Raw genomic sequence first — 17,737 nt, forward strand, 5'->3', positions numbered from 1 at the left:
AAATCCCTTTAAAAAAGATACGATGAACAAATATTTTCTAACCATTATAATTACCGTAGCGGGACTCTTTATGGGCCATGCGCAGCAAGACGCGCAGTACACGCAGTACATGTACAATACGATATCGGTGAACCCTGCGTATGCAGGTTCACGGGGAGTATTGAGCATAGCGGCCCTTCACCGTTCGCAGTGGGTGGGCCTTGACGGCGCACCTACGACGCAGACACTTAACTTCCATACACCGGTATCCGAACATGTAGGATTGGGACTATCGGTGGTGAACGACGAGATCGGTAACGGTACCAACCAGGATACGTATATAGATGCCGCGTTCAGTTATACGGTAAAGACCTCGGAGGAGGGGAAGCTGTCGTTCGGTCTAAAAGCCGGCGGACACCTGTTCAACGTGGACTTCACGAAACTGAGGAACTACGGGGCGGAGAGCAACCTACCGAACATCGACAACAAATTCTCACCGAACTTCGGAGCGGGGATCTATTACCATACGGACCAGTTCTATGCGGGACTATCGGTACCTAACTTTTTACAGACCGAGCATTTCGACAGTTCGGATACGAACAGTTCTAGCCTGATCGCACAAGAACGTATGAACTTCTATTTGATCACGGGCTACGTGTTCGATCTGAATAACAACGTAAAGTTCAAGCCTGCGGCACTTATAAAAGCTGTAAAGGGCGCACCGTTACAATTAGACCTAAGTGCGAACTTTTTGTTCAACGACAAGTTCTCTTTGGGAGCTGCGTATAGATGGGACGCGGCGATCAGCGCCCTGTTCGGTTTCCAGCTGAACGACCAGTTGATGTTGGGTCTGGCATATGATAAGGAAACGACCGATCTTGGAGCTACCAGGTTCAACGACGGGTCTTTCGAGATCATGCTTAGATATGAATTTTTGAACAAGTACAAACGAGTGATCACCCCAAGATTCTTTTAATAAAAAACGACATGAAAAAAACAGGATATATTTTTTGTGGCTTGGCGGTAATGGCTATGATGTCAAACGCACAGGACAAGAAGATACAGAAAGCGGATACAAAATTCACGGACTACGCCTATGCCTCGGCGATACAATCGTACGAAGAGTTGGTCAAGGACGGAAATACGGAGGAGGATATCTATAAGAACCTAGGGAACGCAAACTATTTGAACGCGAACTATGAAGAGGCATCTAGCTGGTACGGTAAACTGTTCGCATTGGAAGGAACGGATATCGACCCGGAGTATATGTACCGTTATGCACAGACCTTAAAATCTTTAGAAAACTATACGGAATCCGACACTTGGATGAACAAGTTCAAAGCGGCAAGATCTAACGATCAACGCGGATTACTATATAGCGATAACCAAGATTATCTGGAACAGATCGAGGAACGTTCGGGCAGGTACGAACTAAAGAACATAGGGCTGAACTCGAAGGTATCGGACTTTGCACCCTCTTTCTATGAAGAAGGACTGGTGTTTTCTACGGCAAGGGACAGCGGACTATTAACGAAGAACATCCATAGATGGAACAACGGATCTTTCTTGAACCTGTACAAAGCGGAACAGGACGACCAAGGTAACTTTACCAATGTAGACAAGCTCAGTAAAAGATTGAACAAGAAGACCCATGAATCCTCGACTGCATTTACCAAGGACGGAAGTACGATGTACTTTACACGTAACAATTCCGATGAAGGCAAGTTCGAAAGGGACGAGGAAGGAGTCAGTAGACTAAAGATATACAGGGTTACCAAAGAAAACGGCGAATGGAAAAATATCGAAGAACTGCCCTTTAACGGGGACAGCTACTCGGTTGCACACCCAACGCTGAATAGCGACGAGACGAAACTATACTTCGCCTCTGATATGCCGGGAACGAAAGGGGAATCGGATATCTACGTTGTGGACATCAACAAGGACGGTACATTTAGTACACCACTGAACCTGGGAGAACGAATCAATACAGAGGCAAGGGAGACCTTCCCTTTTGTGACCATGAGCGATAAACTCTATTTCTCTTCCGATGGGCATCCGGGACTAGGGGGACTTGACGTCTTCGCAACGGACCTGAACAATGAAAAGGGAGAGATCTACAATGTAGGACGCCCTTTGAACGGAGAGGAAGACGACTTCTCATATATTATAAACGAAGAGACCAAGAAAGGCTTTTTCGCTTCGAATAGAAAAGGCGGACAGGGCAATGACGATATCTACAGTTTTGTAGAAATGACGCCGTTGGACTTCACCTGCCATACAAATATTACGGGAATCGTGAAGGACCAAAAAACCAATGCACTGTTAACGGATGCATCGGTAACGGTATACGACAAGGATAACAAAGTGGTATCGAGCTCGAGCACCGATGCCAACGGAGCATTCGAAATGGAAGGCAACTGCGCAGAAGGTAGTTATAAGGTAGTAGCCACCAAGACGGATTACGAAGAAGGTAACAAGACCTTCATGACCGTCAAAGCTGAAGACGCCATGGGCATAGAGATCGTACTGGCACAAGTTGACCCATCCGCACCTGTAGGCACCGACCTTGCGAAATACTTGAACATAGAACCGATCTACTTCGATTTTGATAAGTACTTCATCAGAGAGGATGCAAGGATCAGTATCAACAAGGTATTGGCATACCTGAACGAATACCCGAACGTAAACGTACAGGTACGTTCGCATACCGATTCAAGGGCGAACGATGCGTACAACATGCGATTATCAGCTAACAGGGCAAAGGCAACTGCGGAATATTTGATAGCGGCAGGTATCCCGAGCGACAGGATTTCATATGAAGGTTACGGCGAAACGGAGCTTACAAACAACTGTAGCAACAATGTACCATGTAGCAAAGAGGATCATCAACTCAACAGAAGGTCGGAGTTTATTGTGGTAGAATAACCAACATAGACCAATACATATTGAAAAGGGAAGGAGCTTTGCTCCTTCCCTTTTTTTGTGGATAAATCGCAATAAAAACTAGTATATGATTTGTTCTGTTTTTGAGATAAAAATGGAAGATCAGGTGGATGTTAAATTGTATAGAAATCAAAATTCTTACAAAAATTCAAGTTTTATAAACTGTTGATTTTTATATTCTTATCGATGAAATGCATGTTTTTGTAAGATTTTGATATACAAAAAGCGTCATTTCACAACATTTTATTCTTGGTAGACAACAATAGTTGAACTAATAAGTGTCTCTCGTTCTATTTTTATGAAAAATTACTATTATAGTGTAGCTCAAAACTTACACAAATGATTTTATTAATAACCGAAGGCTATGATTTATGACACTGTTTATATAATGATATACAAAACCAACTTGATCTATTATAAAACAAGCATAACTTAAAAACACCTCACCACTTAATTCGTGTAATTCATCTACAGCTTTACGTAGCTGATAACAAATGCTGTGATGTAATAAAAATTCTAATATATATTTGTAAGAAAATAAATAATAATATAATAATTAGGCTACAAATAAAATTTTAAATTATTTGAATTTAGTAAGAAATGATTTCATATGGTATAGGTTCCGACCATACCAACCTTTAACGTAAAAATCGTAATAAACCTAATTGGGAAAGCCTTTGACTACAGCTATGCCCTTTTATAGTTTGCCCTAATTTTAAGTATCAACATACCATTATTTTATGAAACCCTCAACCATTTTATTTAAAAAGCAAATTTGGAGTTTAATTCTTTTGCTAACTTTTGCAAGTTATATTTCTGCCCAAAATATTGCAGTGCCTAGCATCCCAACCGAAGTGGTTGGCTGTGGGGATGCCTCCCAATTTACGTTCAGGCTTTTTGGCCCCATTAGCGCAGGAGCGGAGGTTAGCGTACAGCTACCCACGGCGGCAGAATTTGATACTCTTGTATCAGGTATAGGAGTTACAGTAGACAACTCGGTTTTAAACAAACCTATCTTTACTTTCGCAAATACACTTGCGACAGCAGCAGATTTTGTTGATGTAGTTTATACAGTAAATACAGGGTGCGCTTTTATGATAGATCCAAAGTTGCTGCATATCTTGGAGGGCACCGCACTGAGCACTGAAGTAGATTACCCTGCTGTTGCCCAATCGCTCTTAGAAGTTAATAATACAATTGCTACAAGTGGTTCTACCGTTTTAAATGTTGGAGAAACGGTGGATTATACTTTTACGATAGGGAATGATCCTGTAAATGTAAATGCTTATGTCAATAAAATCATAACATATATTCAGCATAGCCCTAATGTAGTACTTAGCTATTCGGGCTCTGGAACGTACACCCAGGGAACCAGCCTTTCAGGAGGTTTTTATACTGATATTTTGGAATTAAGTGCTGTACAAATTGCCACCGTTGGTAATATGGATTCAAAGTTTGAAAAAGGAGAGAATATTTCGGCCACGATAACGGCAACCTTAGTTAGTTGCCCCTCTGGTGGTGAGACCATAAGCTATCAGGCAGGGACCGGTTGCTTAGCAACCGATACTGTTTGTGAAACGGGTAATGTGGCCACCTCTAGTTTGTCTATGAACGCAGGTGTTGACGGACTTAGCATTGTAACTACCGATCAGGCCTATCCCAATATATCTACACCAGATACCGCTACAATGACCGTAACCAATACGGGTACCGGCAATGCGCCCTTATTTAATTTAGAAATACAGTTGGGGATGTCTAATGGGGGGGGGAATTCTACCAACCTCAGTAATATTTCATTTTATTCTTGGGATAATTTTATGGTGAATGGCATTTCGGCCGGGGCAAACAGTGCCACGAACAGAACCAACTTGCAATTTTCTTCAGACCCTGATGGTGCTGGGGTAGGATTGGAAGATTTGGATGGTGATGGTTTTTTTGATGATTTGGCTGTTGGTGAAAGTTTTTCCCTTGAAGCTACCCTTAGCTACGATTATCTTGCTCATGTTAATGATGTAGAATGTGCTTCTTTGAGCGGGAGCTTTATAAAAACAGGCGCGCTTGCCTATGCAGAGGATAAATGTGGGTTTACCTTTACCCCTACGATATTCTCCAATGATTTTGGTGCGTGGAGACCTTGGAGCTTTTATAATGTAAATAAAACCCCAAGCTTAACAAATATGCCATTGGGGGGGTCCACAATTTCTGTTGGGGATGATTTTACCTTCCTAATAGAACACATTACAAATAATGATGCTAATTTAAATATTAATACCTATCCCAATACCTTTTGGCAAGTAGAATGTACCTTACCTATAGGTGTTATACCTAACGGTACTGCTACCTGGGGGAGTAGCACTATGACTCAAGTCAGTTTTGACCCTAGCACAGGTGTTGCAATCTATGCATCTTCTAATACTACTACAGGGGCAAACTTATCAAACGACGTTAGCATACCCTTAACTTTGGCAAGTTGTACCGCCAATGAATCGGTAACGATTAGTTATAAGTACCGGCTTATGGGTAATGATGTTACCAACACGTATTTTCCAACAGCCTATTGCAATACCTCTTCTAATTTTATTATTAATTGCCCTACGGCACCTTGTGAAGGTGTTACGGTAAACGATTTCTCACTAGATAGAACAACTTTTGGATATACCGATGATACAGAAACGACGCCAGTTACAGCGGCCACCGCAGGAGTGCGGGTAGATCAGGCTATGGAAGGAGACATGGCACGTTGGTCAACAACCTTGAGCGTAAACGAAGATAACTTAACCAGTGCCATTGCCCTGTTAACCTATGAGACCAAAAATTGGTTCACCAATACTGCAACTAACGGTGGAGGTATAGAGGCTATAACCATTGACTATTATGAAGCGGGCAACGCTACAACAACACCAGATTTTACTTCTACTGATTTATCACATTATTCGTATATAGAGGACAATGGAGGGCTCACCAATCATAGCATTAATTTATTGGATGGGGATTTAGCAAGTTACGTTCCAACAATTGGTGCAAAATACGTAATTACGGTCGACCTCGAAGTATCAAGAGCTTGCGCTATAACAGGTGACTTTGAAAATCTTACAGAACTATTGGTTTCTGCACCCACATCTTCATTGGCAAACCCCTCTTATGTCTGTAATTTTGGTACGGACACTTTTGGGGTTTACGATAATATAAACGGTAATTTAGTCGCACAGGGCTTTACCTACGATGGCTGTGGCACATTTAATTTTGGTTTTATTGGAGATTTTGCTTTCTATCCCAATGCTACAGTTGCTTTTTCTAATGAGTTTAGGAGCTTTACAGAGCCTATAAATATAGATATACTAATTCCTGATGGAGTAATCTATGCGCCAGGGACTTCTGCTTATTCTAATCAAACAATTGCAGATCCAATAATTACATATAACTACGCCCCAGGCTTCCATAAATATAGCTGGGTGAATGACGGTAGTTGGCAAAAGTATGATACTGGTTCTGGTCGAGATCTTAAAAGACTATATGCTTCTTTCGCTGCAGTATGTTCTGATGAATCTAGTGCGGTATTTGCAGGGAGCACTTTTAATTCAACTATTCTCAGTACCACACAGTGGAGTACCTATAGAAACAGACCTACTCCAATTCTTCGTAATTCTGCGCAGTATAATTCTAACCGCGCATTTACTTATAATCCGTATACCTATAGCTTAAGCTCCCCTGCACTAACGGCGACTACGTTAACCAGTGCTGCTTCTTGGGATGTAAATATTAATAATACCAATAGTGGGGGAGAAGTTTTAGAAAACACTTGGGTAGCCATTGAGGTCCCCAATAATAATATTGTTCCTACACTTGAAATTGGCGGCATAGCTACGCCCTTAACTAGTTATAGTCCTGGTAAATATTGGGCACAAATAGGAGATGTAGCTGCTTCGGGAGCAACAATGACTATTAATTCAGATGATTTTGCAGTTTGTGGGACTGATTATTTTAATGTTGTTGTAGGCCAAAATTGCGGAGGCTATCCCACCAATCCCGATGCTGGATATCCTTCAGGAACTTTTGGGGCTTGTAATGAGGAATCTTTAGAACTAGCCTTGGCAACACAAGATCCAGCAATTACTGCATCGACCACATTGGGAGCTAGTACCTATGGTTTTTGTGATGTAGTACCGTATCAAATAGATGTAAACAATGGTGCCAACGGATTTGCATATATCATTGCTGCGGAAGTTTCGCTTCCCCTAGGAATGATATTAGACAACACTTCTGGTGTGCTAATTTATGATGGAACAAACTATCCTATTGATTCAAATTTGGTCAGTTTAGATGTTCCGACAAATACATATACCGTAGATGTTAATGGTGTAGTGGGTTCTCCTATAGGAAGCACAAACGGTCTCCCAGGAACTTCCTCTACCGACCCAAATGCCTTTTCCCTTACATTTGAATTGGGTTTTACCTGTGAATTTGTTTCAGGCACAAAAGTAGGGATGGTAATTACTGCTGAAAAAGCTTGTCAAGAGGAAGTTGAAATTATTAACGGACAAAATGCGATACAGTCAAATGCTATTAACCTAGACGAGGTGCCTACAGATATTACCTATGCGCTTACCGCAATGGGAACCGACGAAATCATCAAAGCTTGCTCGGAAACGGAACGAATCAATGTTTCCATTACCAATCAAGGCGCAAGCAATACGAGCGGTGCTTTGGAAAAAATTGTAGCCGTTATTAACGATGCCTTTAACTATGTTCCTAGCTCTTATGTTGGTGGTATCAATGCGCCTGTAGATGAACCTACCGTAACTACCAATAGTACTGAAGGTACAAGGATTTTGACCTGGCCTATGCCAGACGGCATTGCCCCGGGAAGTTCCATAGCTTTTGATTTTGAAGTGGAAGTAGTTACACCAGTAGACGTGCTATGCCAATCCTATGATTTAAATGTATCGACCAGAGTTTCGAATGGTATAGATTGTTCTGCTACCGGTGGCTTGAGTTGTGTTACTTTAGAGAGCATTACAACACAAGAAGATGTAGCCTTAACAGTAGAAAAAGGAGATTTAATTATACAATCTACAACGACTACTAGCACCATTACTGGTACGGATGAAGATTTAACTGTTAATTTTTCAATAGAAAACACATCGTCCATTGCAATAGCCTCGGGTACTATAGTAGACCTTTACTACGATGACAACTTAAATGGTAGCTACGATGCTGGGGAGACGTTCCTTGCGACCCATACGGTGGCAACAGCCATAGGTGCATCAATGACAATTATCGATAATTTTACAACTACTTTGACCCCAAGTCAAGTATGTAATTTGGTATTAGTCCTAAATACTGAAAATAATGCTTGTATCTGTTTAGGAAGTGAGGATACTGTAGAAATACCCACGGATCTTCCTGGCATTGCTGGATCTGATGGCACCGTTTGTGAAGTGAATGATACCATACTTTTGGGAATTGCGGAAAATTCCGAGTATTCCTATACCTGGAGCGGTGCTAGTAACATTGAAACAGCTTATTTGGATGATGCTACCTTAGCACAACCTAGTTTTAGTTATTCTGGAAATGATATTACTTCGGATACTACAATTAGCTATACCCTTACAATTGCGCGTCCGGATGGATGTACTTCAACAGATGTAGTTGATGTTACGGTAAATCCTTCACCAACACTAACACAATCTGCTATTGCTGTTTGTGATACAGATATGGCAAACTATTCGCTATCCGTATCAACAAATGCGGACGTTTTGAATGCCTCTGCAGGTGTTGCTACTTTTATTTCGGGAACAAACTGGGATATCACCGCAGTACCTTCTGGAACAGATATCTTTGTGACAGCAACGAATACCGCTACTGGTTGTGAAGAAACCTTAACTATAACCTCGCCTATTTGTATCGATACTGACGGTGATGGCATCTCCGATGATCAAGAAGGCGTAGATGGTACCGATCCAAATGACGATTGTGAATCTATCGGGGGTACTCCACTAGATTCCTCCGATTGTGATGGTGATGGCGTTACCAACGGACAAGAAGTAACCGATGGTACGGATCCTCTTGATGATTGTTCCTATCTAACGGCAAGCATATCGGTAACAGTTACCTCTACAAGCGATTGTGACGGTGATGGAGTTCCTAATAACGTTGAAGCAACTGATGGTACGGACGGACAAGACCCTTGTTCCTTTGTACTGGTAAATGCAACAATAGCACCAGATGCTGCTTGGAACGCTGCCGATTGTGATGGCGATGGGGTAACCAACGGACAAGAAGTGACCGATGGTACGGATCCTCTTGATGATTGTTCCTATCTAACGGCAAGCATATCGGTAACAGTTACCTCTACAAGCGATTGTGACGGTGATGGAGTTCCTAATAACGTTGAAGCAACCGATGGTACGGATGGACAAGACCCTTGTTCCTTTGTACTGGTAAATGCAACAATAGCACCAGATGCTGCTTGGAACGCTGCCGACTGTGATGGCGATGGGGTAACCAACGGACAAGAAGTGACCGATGGTACGGATCCTCTTGATGATTGTTCCTATCTAACGGCAAGCATATCGGTAACAGTTACCTCTACAAGCGATTGTGACGGTGATGGAGTTCCTAATAACGTTGAAGCAACCGATGGTACGGATGGACAAGACCCTTGTTCCTTTGTACTGGTAAATGCAACAATAGCACCAGATGCTGCTTGGAACGCTGCCGACTGTGATGGCGATGGGGTAACCAACGGACAAGAAGTGACCGATGGTACGGATCCTCTTGATGATTGTTCCTATCTAACGGCAAGCATATCGGTAACAGTTACCTCTACAAGCGATTGTGACGGTGATGGAGTTCCTAATAACGTTGAAGCAACCGATGGTACGGATGGACAAGACCCTTGTTCCTTTGTACTGGTAAATGCAACAATAGCACCAGATGCTGCTTGGAACGCTGCCGACTGTGATGGCGATGGGGTAACCAACGGACAAGAAGTGACCGATGGTACGGATCCTCTTGATGATTGTTCCTATCTAACGGCAAGCATATCGGTAACGGTTACCTCTACAAGCGATTGTGACGGTGATGGAGTTCCTAATAACGTTGAAGCAACCGATGGTACGGACGGACAAGACCCTTGTTCCTTTGTACTGGCAAATGCAACAGTAGCACCAGATGCTGCTTGGAACGCTGCTGATTGTGATGGCGATGGGGTAACCAACGGACAAGAAGTGACTGATGGCACCGACCCTTTAGATGATTGTTCCTATGTAACAGCAAACATATCGGAAATAGTTACCTCAACAAGTGATTGTGATGGTGATGGGGTACCGAATGATGTAGAAGCAACGGACGGCACGGACGGTCAAGAACCATGTTCCTTTGTACTGGCAAATGCAACAGTAGCACCAGATGCTGCTTGGAACGCTGCCGATTGTGATGGCGATGGGGTAACCAACGGACAAGAAGTGACCGATGGTACGGATCCTCTTGATGATTGTTCCTATCTAACGGCAAGCATATCGGTAACAGTTACCTCTACAAGCGATTGTGACGGTGATGGCGTACCAAACGATGTAGAAGCAACAGACGGCACGGACGGACAAGACCCTTGTTCTTTTGTACTAGCAAATGCAACAGTAACACCAGATGCTGCTTGGAACGCTGCCGATTGTGATGGCGATGGGGTAACCAACGGACAAGAAGTGACCGATGGTACAGACCCTCTAGATGATTGTTCCTATGTAACAGCAAGCATATCGGTAACCGTAACCTCAACAAGTGATTGTGATGGTGATGGGGTACCGAATGATGTAGAAGCAACAGACGGCACGGACGGACAAGACCCTTGTTCCTTTGTACTAGCAAATGCAACAGTAGCACCAGATGCTGCTTGGAACGCTGCCGATTGTGATGGCGATGGGGTAACCAACGGACAAGAAGTGACCGATGGTACGGATCCTCTTGATGATTGTTCCTATCTAACGGCAAGCATATCGGTAACAGTTACCTCTACAAGCGATTGTGACGGTGATGGAGTTCCTAATAACATTGAAGCTACCGATGGTACGGATGGACAAGACCCTTGTTCCTTTGTACTGGCAAATTCAACAGTAGCACCAGATGCTGCTTGGAACGCTGCCGATTGTGATGGCGATGGGGTAACCAACGGACAAGAAGTGACCGATGGTACGGATCCTCTTGATGATTGTTCCTATCTAACGGCAAGCATATCGGTAACAGTTACCTCTACAAGCGATTGTGACGGTGATGGAGTTCCTAATAACGTTGAAGCAACCGATGGTACGGATGGACAAGACCCTTGTTCCTTTGTACTGGTAAATGCAACAATAGCACCAGATGCTGCTTGGAACGCTGCCGACTGTGATGGCGATGGGGTAACCAACGGACAAGAAGTGACCGATGGTACGGATCCTCTTGATGATTGTTCCTATCTAACGGCAAGCATATCGGTAACAGTTACCTCTACAAGCGATTGTGACGGTGATGGAGTTCCTAATAACGTTGAAGCAACCGATGGTACGGACGGACAAGACCCTTGTTCCTTTGTACTGGCAAATGCAACAGTAGCTCCAGATGCTGCTTGGAACGCTGCTGATTGTGATGGCGATGGGGTAACCAACGGACAAGAAGTGATTGATGGTACGGATCCTCTTGATGATTGTTCCTATCTAACGGCAAGCATATCGGTAACGGTTACCTCTACAAGCGATTGTGACGGTGATGGAGTTCCTAATAACGTTGAAGCAACTGATGGTACGGATGGACAAGAACCATGTTCTTTTGTACTAGCAAATGCAACAGTAGCACCAGATGCTGCTTGGAACGCTGCCGATTGTGATGGCGATGGGGTAACCAACGGACAAGAAGTGACCGATGGTACGGATCCTCTTGATGATTGTTCCTATCTAACGGCAAGCATATCGGTAACAGTTACCTCTACAAGCGATTGTGACGGTGATGGCGTACCAAACGATGTTGAAGCAACAGACGGCACGGACGGACAAGACCCTTGTTCCTTTGTACTGGCAAATGCAACAATAGCACCAGATGCTGCTTGGAACGCTGCCGATTGTGATGGCGATGGGGTAACCAACGGACAAGAAGTGATTGATGGTACGGATCCTCTTGATGATTGTTCCTATCTAACGGCAAGCATATCGGTAACAGTTACCTCTACAAGCGATTGTGACGGTGATGGAGTTCCTAATAACGTTGAAGCAACCGATGGTACGGATGGACAAGAACCTTGTTCCTTTGTACTGGTAAATGCAACAGTAGCACCAGATGCTGCTTGGAACGCTGCCGATTGTGATGGCGATGGGGTAACCAACGGACAAGAAGTGACCGATGGTACGGATCCTCTTGATGATTGTTCCTATCTAACGGCAAGCATATCGGTAACAGTTACCTCTACAAGCGATTGTGACGGTGATGGCGTACCAAACGATGTTGAAGCAACAGACGGCACGGACGGACAAGACCCTTGTTCCTTTGTACTGGCAAATGCAACAATAGCACCAGATGCTGCTTGGAACGCTGCCGACTGTGATGGCGATGGGGTAACCAACGGACAAGAAGTGACCGATGGTACGGATCCTCTTGATGATTGTTCCTATCTAACGGCAAGCATATCGGTAACAGTTACCTCTACAAGCGATTGTGACGGTGATGGAGTTCCTAATAACGTTGAAGCAACCGATGGTACGGATGGACAAGACCCTTGTTCCTTTGTACTGGTAAATGCAACAATAGCACCAGATGCTGCTTGGAACGCTGCCGATTGTGATGGCGATGGGGTAACCAACGGACAAGAAGTGACCGATGGTACGGATCCTCTTGATGATTGTTCCTATCTAACGGCAAGCATATCGGTAACAGTTACCTCTACAAGCGATTGTGACGGTGATGGCGTACCAAACGATGTAGAAGCAACAGACGGCACGGACGGACAAGACCCTTGTTCTTTTGTACTAGCAAATGCAACAGTAACACCAGATGCTGCTTGGAACGCTGCCGATTGTGATGGCGATGGGGTAACCAACGGACAAGAAGTGACCGATGGTACAGACCCTCTAGATGATTGTTCCTATGTAACAGCAAGCATATCGGTAACCGTAACCTCAACAAGTGATTGTGATGGTGATGGGGTACCGAATGATGTAGAAGCAACAGACGGCACGGACGGACAAGACCCTTGTTCTTTTGTACTAGCAAATGCAACAGTAGCACCAGATGCTGCTTGGAACGCTGCCGATTGTGATGGCGATGGGGTAACCAACGGACAAGAAGTGACCGATGGTACGGATCCTCTTGATGATTGTTCCTATCTAACGGCAAGCATATCGGTAACAGTTACCTCTACAAGCGATTGTGACGGTGATGGAGTTCCTAATAACATTGAAGCTACCGATGGTACGGATGGACAAGACCCTTGTTCCTTTGTACTGGCAAATTCAACAGTAGCACCAGATGCTGCTTGGAACGCTGCCGATTGTGATGGCGATGGGGTAACCAACGGACAAGAAGTGACCGATGGTACGGATCCTCTTGATGATTGTTCCTATCTAACGGCAAGCATATCGGTAACAGTTACCTCTACAAGCGATTGTGACGGTGATGGAGTTCCTAATAACGTTGAAGCAACTGATGGTACGGACGGACAAGACCCTTGTTCCTTTGTACTGGTAAATGCAACAATAGCACCAGATGCTGCTTGGAACGCTGCCGATTGTGATGGCGATGGGGTAACCAACGGACAAGAAGTGACCGATGGTACGGATCCAACGGATGAGTGTAGCTTAGTTACTGCAAACCAAGATGCCACACCAACTGCTGCATGGAACTCACTGGACTGTGATGGTGATGGAGTAACCAACGGTCAAGAAGTAACAGATGGTACTGACCCAACGGATGAGTGTAGTTTAATTGCTGCCAACCAAGATGCAACACCAACTGCTGCATGGAACGCACTGGACTGTGATGGTGATGGTGTAACCAATGGTCAGGAGATTACCGATGATACCGACCCAACAGATAGTTGTAGTATAATCGCTGCCAACCAAGATGTAATACCAACTGCCGTATGGAACGCACTGGACTGTGATGGTGATGGCGTAACCAACGGTCAAGAAATTTCTGATGGCACTGATCCATTGAACGATTGTGATTCAAGTGGAGGAGCTCCATTAGGAACTTCGGATTGTGATAACGATGGTTTGACAACCGATGAAGAAGCATCTTTAGGAACAGATCCTAATAATCCTGATTCCGATGGGGATGGTATTCTTGACGGTCAAGAAGTATTGGACGGCACTGATCCTTTAGATGATTGTGACCATGTAGATGGAACAGCTTTACCAGATAGTGATTGTGATGGAGATGGTCTGACGACATCTCAAGAGGATGCGATAGGAACAGATTCATATGAAGCCGATACCGATGGAGATACTATACCGGATGGTCAAGAGGTCGAGGACGGCACGGATCCATTAGATCCATGTCATTCCATAGGCGGAGTTCCAAGTCTAGATGCCGGTTGTAACGCAGAAGTAGTTGACTCTGGCATAGCGGTTTCCAATGAGGTCATAACACCTGACGGTGACGGTACGAACGATTTTTTCAGAATAGAAAATATCGAGTCATTCCCTAACAATACGGTACAGATCTATAACCGATGGGGAATAGTTGTTTACGAAATGTCAGGTTATGACAATGTTACAAATACCTTCCAAGGTGTATCTAACGGTAGGGCAACGATTAGTAAAGACTCAGAACTTCCTGTAGGCGTGTATTTCTATGTAATCAAGTATAATAACAACGGAGATAACTTGGACAAGTCGGGTTACCTATACATCAACAGATAAAAAAATTCCCCTAAAAAAAGATACGATGAACAAATATTTTCTAACCATTATAATTACCGTAGCGGGACTCTTTATGGGCCATGCGCAGCAAGACGCGCAGTACACACAGTACATGTACAATACGATATCGGTGAACCCTGCGTATGCAGGTTCCCGAGGGGTATTGAGCATAGCCGCACTGCACCGTTCGCAGTGGGTGGGACTTGACGGCGCACCGACTACGCAGACACTGAACTTCCATACCCCTGTCTCGGAACATGTAGGATTGGGACTATCGGTGGTAAACGACGAGATCGGAAACGGTACCAACCAGGATACGTATATCGATGCCGCGTTCAGTTATACGGTAAAGACCTCGGAGGAAGGGAAGCTTTCCTTCGGACTAAAAGCCGGCGGACACCTTTTCAACGTAGATTTTACGAAGCTAAGAAACTACGGGGCGGAGACGAACCTACCGAACATCGACAACAAATTCTCACCGAACTTCGGAGCGGGGATCTATTACCATACGGACCAGTTCTATGCGGGATTATCGGTACCGAACTTTTTACAGACCGAGCATTTTGACAGTTCGGATACGAACAGTTCCAGTTTGATCGCACAGGAGCGTATGAACTTCTATTTGATCACGGGCTATGTGTTCGACCTGAACCAAAACGTAAAGTTCAAGCCCGCTGCACTTATCAAAGCTGTAAAGGGAGCACCTTTACAGTTAGACCTTAGTGCGAACTTCCTTTTCAACGACAAGTTCTCTTTGGGAGCTGCGTATAGATGGGACGCGGCGATCAGCGCCCTGTTCGGTTTCCAGCTGAACGACCAGTTGATGTTGGGTCTGGCATATGATAAGGAAACGACCGATTTGGGAGCGACAAGGTTCAACGACGGTTCTTTCGAGATCATGCTTAGATATGAATTTTTGAACAAGTACAAACGAGTGATCACCCCAAGATTCTTTTAATAAAAAACGACATGAAAAAAACAGGATATATTTTTTGTGGCTTGGCGGTAATGGCTATGATGTCAAACGCACAGGACAAGAAGATACAGAAAGCGGATACAAAATTCACGGACTACGCCTATGCCTCGGCGATACAATCGTACGAAGAGTTGGTCAAGGACGGAAATACGGAGGAGGATATCTATAAGAACCTAGGGAACGCAAACTATTTGAACGCGAACTATGAAGAGGCATCTAGCTGGTACGGTAAACTGTTCGCATTGGAAGGAACGGATATCGACCCGGAGTATATGTACCGTTATGCACAGACCTTAAAATCTTTAGAAAACTATACGGAATCCGACACTTGGATGAACAAGTTCAAAGCGGCAAGATCTAACGATCAACGCGGATTACTATATAGCGATAACCAAGATTATCTGGAACAGATCGAGGAACGTTCGGGCAGGTACGAACTAAAGAACATAGGGCTGAACTCGAAGGTATCGGACTTTGCACCCTCTTTCTATGAAGAAGGACTGGTGTTTTCTACGGCAAGGGACAGCGGACTGTTAACGAAGAACATCCATAGATGGAACAACGGATCTTTCTTGAACCTGTACAAAGCGGAACAGGACGACCAAGGTAACTTTACCAATGTAGACAAGCTCAGTAAAAGATTGAACAAGAAGACCCATGAATCCTCGACTGCATTTACCAAGGACGGAAGTACGATGTACTTTACACGTAACAATTCCGATGAAGGCAAGTTCGAAAGGGACGAGGAAGGAGTCAGTAGACTAAAGATATACAGGGCTACCAAAGAAAACGGCGAATGGAAAAATATCGAAGAACTGCCCTTTAACGGGGACAGCTACTCGGTGGCACACCCAACGCTGAACAGCGACGAGACGAAACTATACTTTGCCTCGGATATGCCGGGAACGAAAGGGGAATCGGATATCTACGTTGTGGATATCAACAAGGACGGTACTTTCAGTACACCACTGAACCTGGGAGAACGAATCAATACGGAGGCAAGGGAGACCTTCCCGTTCGTAACGGAATCCGATAAATTATATTTTTCATCGGACGGGCATCCGGGACTAGGGGGACTTGACGTCTTCGCAACGGACCTGAACAATGAAAAGGGAGAGATCTACAATGTAGGACGCCCTTTGAACGGAGAGGAAGACGACTTCTCATATATTATAAACGAAGAGACCAAGAAAGGCTTTTTCGCTTCGAATAGAAAAGGCGGACAGGGCAATGACGATATCTACAGTTTTGTAGAAATGACGCCGTTGGACTTCACCTGCCATACAAATATTACGGGAATCGTAAAGGACCAAAAAACCAATGCACTGTTAACGGATGCATCGGTAACGGTATACGACAAGGATAACAAAGTGGTATCGAGCTCGAGCACCGATGCCAACGGAGCGTTCGAAATGGAAGGCAACTGCGCAGAAGGTAGTTATAAGGTAGTAGCCACCAAGACCGATTACGAGGAAGGTAACAAGACCTTCATGACCGTCAAAGCTGAAGACGCCATAGGCATAGAGATCGTACTGGCACAGGTAGACCCATCGGCACCGATAGGCACCGACCTTGCAAAATACCTGAACATAGAACCGATCTACTTCGATTTTGATAAGTACTTCATCAGAGAGGATGCAAGGATCAGTATCAACAAGGTATTGGCATACCTGAACGAATACCCGAACGTAAACGTACAGGTACGCTCGCATACGGATTCAAGGGCGAACGATGCGTACAACATGCGTTTATCGGCGAACAGGGCGAAGGCAACGGCCGATTACCTCATAGCAGCGGGTATACCGAGCAACAGAATCTCGTACGAAGGTTACGGCGAAACGGAGCTTACAAACAACTGTAGCAACAATATTCCATGTAGCAAAGAGAACCATCAACTTAACAGACGATCGGAGTTTATCGTGGTAGAATAACCAACATAGACCAATACATATTG

5 protein-coding genes are annotated in these 17,737 nt (G+C 44.3%); all 5 read left to right on the forward strand.

Translation table 11 applies throughout. The features are described from left to right. The first annotated feature begins 22 nt into the window (after positions 1-22). The 5 genes from ACPF9A_RS16495 (at position 23) to ACPF9A_RS16515 (ending at position 17,714) form a co-directional block, all read left to right on the forward strand. Positions 23-955 carry a PorP/SprF family type IX secretion system membrane protein gene (locus ACPF9A_RS16495; RefSeq protein WP_423998562.1) on the forward strand — a complete coding sequence of 311 codons (933 nt, stop codon included), beginning with the start codon at positions 23-25 and terminating at the stop codon, positions 953-955. Between the two features lie 11 nt (positions 956-966). Next, positions 967-2,904, forward strand: a complete 1,938-nt coding sequence (locus ACPF9A_RS16500; protein WP_423998560.1) for an OmpA family protein — start codon at positions 967-969, stop codon at positions 2,902-2,904. A 758-nt stretch (positions 2,905-3,662) separates the two neighbouring features. Next, positions 3,663-14,807, forward strand: coding sequence for a gliding motility-associated C-terminal domain-containing protein (locus ACPF9A_RS16505; RefSeq protein ID WP_423998563.1), 11,145 nt, complete (start codon positions 3,663-3,665; stop codon positions 14,805-14,807). Positions 14,808-14,832: 25 nt separating this feature from the next. Beyond that, entirely contained in the window at positions 14,833-15,765 is a 933-nt protein-coding gene (locus ACPF9A_RS16510) for a PorP/SprF family type IX secretion system membrane protein (protein ID WP_423998559.1), read from the forward strand. Positions 15,766-15,776: 11 nt separating this feature from the next. Continuing rightward, complete coding sequence (locus ACPF9A_RS16515) at positions 15,777-17,714, forward strand: OmpA family protein (RefSeq protein WP_423998564.1); 1,938 nt, start codon at positions 15,777-15,779, stop codon at positions 17,712-17,714. Positions 17,715-17,737: the final 23 nt, after the last annotated feature.

The organism is Maribacter sp. IgM3_T14_3, from assembly GCF_049603095.1.
Classification (GTDB): Bacteria; Bacteroidota; Bacteroidia; order Flavobacteriales; family Flavobacteriaceae; genus Maribacter.